This window comes from Xenorhabdus miraniensis, from assembly GCF_002632615.1.
Window position 1 is genome coordinate 1 of sequence record NZ_NITZ01000058.1, and the last position, 5,214, is coordinate 5,214.

The following is a 5,214-nucleotide window of genomic DNA, read 5'->3' on the forward strand; positions in this document are numbered from 1 at the left end:
TGATTGCTTACTGCCTTAAATGGAAGAAGCCATCACTGAAAGTGTTCTACTCAGAAGACGATTTTCCAATGACGGCTTAAACGGAATTCGGGTTAAATAGTCGATTATCATAAGCGACACGTCCCCAGGCCCCCTTACGTCCTGGTAGGTGAGGCTCAAGTAAATACCAAACACGATCAGAGATATCGTGACGGCGGTGTGTGGGTTTACTCATGATTAAAGTCATCCATTCATGTAATAAAGAGTTATTATTACATGAATTTATTCATGACGACACCATCTAAGGCAATAATAATGATGACAAAGACAGGTAAGACCGTGACTTGCTAAACCTGAATGGTCGCCAGAGCGTCAAGCTCGTCCGAGGAATGAGGAGCAAGACAGCGGATTACATCGAGGCCCGCGGCATCGGCTGCAATAAGGCCGGATATAGAGCTGCAACCTACCGTCGATGTCAACATGATTTTTGTCTTGCAAACGGGATGCGTTCATATAGATCACCATGACTTCGCTGAGAGAAAGAGAAGCTTCGCGGTGCCGTTTGCGTAATCCATTCTCAATGAGTTGTTGATGCCAGAGAGGGATAAATTTTTGGCAAAAGTCATCGACGCAGCAGTAAAGTTCTTCTAAATTATACCTGCCTGAGGATCTCCACTATTTTGTTTTCTTTAGCAAAAATTTTGCTTGTGCCTCAGGCACTTTAGTTCCCTTCTTAAACAAATCTCAGGTTAACCAGTTATATTTCATCACCAGTTCCGCTAATACTGCGCCATTTGAGCAAAAACGCCCATAAAACCGGTCACGAGATTATGGTGATGGAGAAAATACTGAAAATGGTGATTGAGAGCGGGTTGGATTCCGCTCAGGTTCAGAAATAATTAAGGAATAAGTAGGCTGGAACCATGAGTAGCGCGGCTTTCTAGCATGCAGTGAGCCTTGATTGCCTCACTGAGCGGGAATTTCTGGCTTTCAGGCACGTCAACATTGATTTTGCCGCTGGCAATCAGCTCAAATAATGTTTTGCTCGCCTCATCCAGCTCTTCACGGGTAGTGACGTAGCCGTTTAACGTTGGGCGGGTTACAAACAGTGAGCCTTTCTGGTTAAGTATCCCCAAATCAACGCCAGTCACTGAGCCGGAAGTATTGCCAAAACTGACCATCAAGCCCTGTCGTTTCAGGCAATCCAATGAATCCAACCATGTAGTCTTGCCAATAGAATCATAAACGACGCTGACTTTTTCCCCTGCCGTGATTTCCGACACACGTTCAACAATATTTTCGCGCTTATAATTGATGGTCTGCCATGCTCCCGCTGCTTTGGCGAGAGCCGCTTTCTCATCCGAACTAACTGTACCAATCAATTTAGCACCCAATACTTTTGCCCACTGGCAGGCAATCAGCCCTACGCCTCCCGCTGCAGCATGGAACAGGAACGTTTCCCCTGCCTGAATTTTATGGGTTTGTCGGAAAAGGTAATAAACAGTCAGTCCCTTCAAAAATGATGCAGCGGCTTGCTCAAACGAGATGGCGTCCGGCAGCCGTGCTAATTTGCTTTCTGCCACATTATGAACGTCACTGTAAGCACCAAGCCCTGATTGTGCATAAACCACCCGATCGCCAACTTTAAAAGAAGTTACCTCGGTCCCAATCTTGGTGACAATCCCTGCAGCTTCGGTTCCGATACCGCTGGGCAGATTATCTGTTGGGTATAACCCGCTGCGCATATAGGTGTCAATATAGTTAATACCAATGGCGTTATTCTCGACCTGCACTTCGTCAGCAGCGGGATTAACAGGAGTAAATTCGCAATATTGGAGTACTTCAGGGCCTCCGTTAGCGGAGAACACGATATGTTTTGCCATGAGTAATTCTCTAATTATGTTATATTTGTTGTTTTTCAGGTTACAGTATATTGTTGCTGATTGCACTAGCTCGGCTCAAGGACATAGTTATCTAGGTCCCTGGGGACTTATTCCCTTTCTACTTAAGTATTTGTTCCTAATAACAGCTCACCAAAGATAAAAATAGAAAAAAGGGAACTCAGTCCAAAATTGCGATCTAATCAATTACTAAGCATATTAATTCGTCCCCGCGACTTTATTTGCATCACATTCAAGAGTCACCATGTCTGGCGCCCATAATGACGTATCGCCTTTTTAAAGAAACGCAATGCGGCTTTCTTACCCGATGAGCCGTCAGCAAAAAATCAACGGTATTACTACCCAAATCCACTACCCAGTAAAGGTAGTTCCACTGTTCTTTGATTTTGATATCCGTTTGATCCATTTGCCACCGATGCCCAACCTCAGGCTTGCTCCGCCGATAGCGTTTAGCAATCAACGGAACCAAACGGTGAACTTAACGAGAGAATGTATAATGATCAACGGTAATCCCCCCGCTTAGACATCATTGCTTCCAGATTACGCCTCAAGATGTAGGTCAGATCCCCGCGAACGCACTGGATTCTGATATCAACAGGCTAATGCAGGAGTTTGAACGCATTTTGAGTCAGGGACATCTCCAGTTCCCGCAATAAAAAAATACCATATTATCCAGACAGAGATTAATGCGACAGAACCATAATAGTCACTTGTGAAGAGATAATCCTTTTATTGCTTTATCTACAGATTTTTTTGGGCCATACACAGCAAGGCCAACTAAATTCATATTATCAGCATCTTCTGCTAAAAAAACCTCTCGGTTCGCTTCATCATGACCTGTTGAAAACATTGTGTAGACGTAAGGAACTAGAAGTAGATCCCGCTCCAAGCCTTTCCTATGAACACGTTGAAGTGCCTTAAGGTCAGCACCAAAAATAAGCATAGGTTGCCCAGACATACTCCCATACTTATGACCAGAAGAGTCGATATATGGGGTACCTATAATCTCAGATGCAGATGAGGTAACACCCGTTGCGAGGAATGCAACTACATTCAGTTTTTGCCACGTTTGTAAGTCATCCCGCACTATAAAGGTAATTTTCGTATCAAACATCTTAAACATCTCTCTACGTGTTGTTATGTGACAGTATATTTAATTAACGATAGAATATTTGTCTTGTACGTTTGTGCATCGGTGCAGGTCATTGTGAAATAGACACCTGCCCAAATCGGCTTCAGTGAGTCATTCTGAAGGTTTTGTCGCATTACGCGGTAAATAGATAATAGTCGATTTTTTATTAAGTACTACAGCCGTAATTTCTCTGTAATCAGAGTGTTATATCATCGACGATAATGACATTGTTATGCACGATACTTATATCATTATCGCCAATAGAACCAAGGCAAACGGGTCTAAATTATACTGACGTAAAACCCACCATGAGGACTTTCAGCAAAGATGCTTTTGCCACTGCCTCCGGCGCCGGTCACTTCCAGAAATAACTGCCAGTCGTAACGGTTCGCCAATAACCGCTCACCCACTTTTTCCGAAGATACCGTCAGGCACCAACTGGTCACAATACTGGGCGAAGCGGTACAAATCCCATTTTGCCAGACTGAGGTTTTCCGCCTTAACCCGCGAGCCGATACTGAACCGGTCATTCATCATCAGGTCATACAGCACCCATGCCGGGTTATCGGTCCATGCCCATTTAAACGCGCCTTGCCATACACCGGAATACGTGCGGGAAACGGGATCGTAATTATCGGGCACACGGATAATGCGCATCTTAGGTTCCTTCCTTTTCTCGGTATCGACTAAGGAGTTTTCCACTCCGCATTTTTCACAATCACCTAACTGCACCCCAAAACCAATTGCTTGGAGGATATATGACAACTATCATCATGAAAGAAACACGCCAGCCGGAATTTTTACGTGGTAATGCTGCAAACAGACGTCACGCCAGACGGAAAGCGACTGCAATGGCAAGAGACAATTTAGATCGTATTCTGAATGACATATGGCCTGAGCAGAAAGAACCCAAAAAAGAGCGTCTGGTTCTTTCACTTAGAACTAAAGAAGAAGCCAGTTTTAATAACACATGCTTACCAAACGTATAGCAGAATCATATTAATATGGCATAATGTTTGCCTTCACATGACAAGGCATAAAATGAGATGGGTTACAGTCTAGATTTTCGAAAAAGAGTCCTGGCATACATCGAAAAGACCTTCGTCACCGTGAGCTTGTTTGCCGGGAACATCAATGCGGATGTTTTTCATGCCTGGGTGACACAAGATTTGCTGCCAAAGCTTCCGGGTAACGCAGTGATAGTCATGGACAATGCCCCTTTCCATAAACGACATGACACGAAACAAGCGATAGCAGACAGCGGATGCCAACTGGAATGGCTCCCCCCTTACAGCCCGGATTTGAACCCCATCGAACCCAAATGGGCCGGAGCAAAAGCGATAAGAAGACGAGAAAGATGTCCAGTGGATGAGTTGTTTATGGAACACATTGATTATGCCAAATTATATTGATTCCGCTATATCTCGCAAAAAGAGATATTATAGATGAAGAACAACACGTTGAATACATGACCGTTTTCTTCGTGATAATACGCAACATGTTATGAATTTTTATATTCAAACCGGGAACTTTTGTTGTGGTTATAATATTAAATGTTTTATTTGGTAATCTATACTTTAACCTGAATTCCGGATAAGGAATTGACGAAGTGCCTGTTCCAGGAGCAAAGTTTTGGTGCACACCAAAAACCGCTCTGGGGAGGAACAGGCAATGAACAAGTTAGTTGAAATTTTCTGCGATGTCGATGACTTTTGCCGTTTTTTCATTCCTCAGTGGACGCAGTTTTGTCTCAATAAGGGGTATCGTCAGCGCCGTCGACAAGGTCACATGTATCCCAGTGAAATCATGACCCTCCTGATCCTTTTTCACATGTCACATTATCGTGATTTTAAACATTTTTACCTGGAGCTTATTTGGAAATATCACCATAACGATTTTCCAACCTTGCTCAGTTATACCCGTTTTATCAGTGTCGCGCCTTCTGTTTTGGTGCCACTGTGCAGTTATCTGACTCAATTAAAAGGAAAACCCACAGGCATTGCGTTTATTGATTCCATGAGCTTACGCGTGTGTCATAACATCCGTATCCCCCGCCATAAGGTGTTTAAGGGAGTCGCCAAACGAGGAAAAACGTCAATGGGGTGATGTGATGGACGTCCCCTTTTTCAGTGGAAAATAGTGCCATCTTTTATCCGATGCACTGAATTTCGGGAGAACATCTCATGAGTACGATCAAAGTAG

Annotated in this window: 4 protein-coding genes and 6 pseudogenes; 3 read left to right on the top strand and 7 right to left on the bottom strand. The window is 43.8% G+C overall.

Going from position 1 to position 5,214, the window contains the following annotated elements; translation table 11 throughout:
- Positions 1-94: 94 nt before the first annotated feature.
- The 7 genes and pseudogenes from Xmir_RS21810 to Xmir_RS21840 form a co-directional block, all read right to left on the bottom strand.
- A pseudogene (locus Xmir_RS21810) lies at positions 95-214 on the bottom strand (IS5/IS1182 family transposase); the annotation flags it as partial.
- A 281-nt stretch (positions 215-495) separates the two neighbouring features.
- A pseudogene (locus Xmir_RS34740) lies at positions 496-630 on the bottom strand (IS982 family transposase); the annotation flags it as partial.
- 248 nt (positions 631-878) lie between these two features.
- The gene (locus Xmir_RS21825; protein ID WP_099116076.1) at positions 879-1,862 is read right to left on the bottom strand and encodes a quinone oxidoreductase; all 984 of its coding nucleotides are present in this window, start codon (positions 1,860-1,862) and stop codon (positions 879-881) included.
- Between the two features lie 272 nt (positions 1,863-2,134).
- A pseudogene (locus Xmir_RS29720) lies at positions 2,135-2,470 on the bottom strand (DDE-type integrase/transposase/recombinase); the annotation flags it as partial.
- 116 nt (positions 2,471-2,586) lie between these two features.
- Complete coding sequence (locus tag Xmir_RS21835) at positions 2,587-2,994, bottom strand: DUF2000 domain-containing protein (protein WP_099116078.1); 408 nt, start codon at positions 2,992-2,994, stop codon at positions 2,587-2,589.
- A gap of 335 nt (positions 2,995-3,329) precedes the next feature.
- Positions 3,330-3,410: pseudogene (locus Xmir_RS34745) on the bottom strand (hypothetical protein); the annotation flags it as partial.
- A gap of 25 nt (positions 3,411-3,435) precedes the next feature.
- A pseudogene (locus tag Xmir_RS21840) lies at positions 3,436-3,678 on the bottom strand (hypothetical protein); the annotation flags it as partial.
- A gap of 92 nt (positions 3,679-3,770) precedes the next feature.
- Between Xmir_RS21840 and Xmir_RS21845 the strand changes: the two are divergent.
- The 3 genes and pseudogenes from Xmir_RS21845 to Xmir_RS21855 form a co-directional block, all read left to right on the top strand.
- Positions 3,771-4,001, top strand: coding sequence for a transcriptional antitermination N peptide (locus tag Xmir_RS21845; protein ID WP_099116079.1), 231 nt, complete (start codon positions 3,771-3,773; stop codon positions 3,999-4,001).
- Between the two features lie 57 nt (positions 4,002-4,058).
- On the top strand, positions 4,059-4,424 hold the full coding sequence (locus Xmir_RS21850) for a transposase (RefSeq protein ID WP_244171021.1): 366 nt from the start codon (positions 4,059-4,061) through the stop codon (positions 4,422-4,424).
- A 259-nt stretch (positions 4,425-4,683) separates the two neighbouring features.
- Positions 4,684-5,115: pseudogene (locus tag Xmir_RS21855) on the top strand (transposase); the annotation flags it as partial.
- Positions 5,116-5,214: the final 99 nt, after the last annotated feature.

Bases quoted from the DNA above. Each gene is read 5' to 3' on its own strand.
- Xmir_RS21835 (WP_099116078.1), bottom strand. From the start codon at position 2,994: ATGTTTGATACGAAAATTACCTTTATAGTGCGGGATGACTTACAAACG.
- Xmir_RS21825 (WP_099116076.1), bottom strand. From the start codon at position 1,862: ATGGCAAAACATATCGTGTTCTCCGCTAACGGAGGCCCTGAAGTACTC.
- Xmir_RS21850 (WP_244171021.1), top strand. From the start codon at position 4,059: ATGGGTTACAGTCTAGATTTTCGAAAAAGAGTCCTGGCATACATCGAA.
- Xmir_RS21845 (WP_099116079.1), top strand. From the start codon at position 3,771: ATGACAACTATCATCATGAAAGAAACACGCCAGCCGGAATTTTTACGT.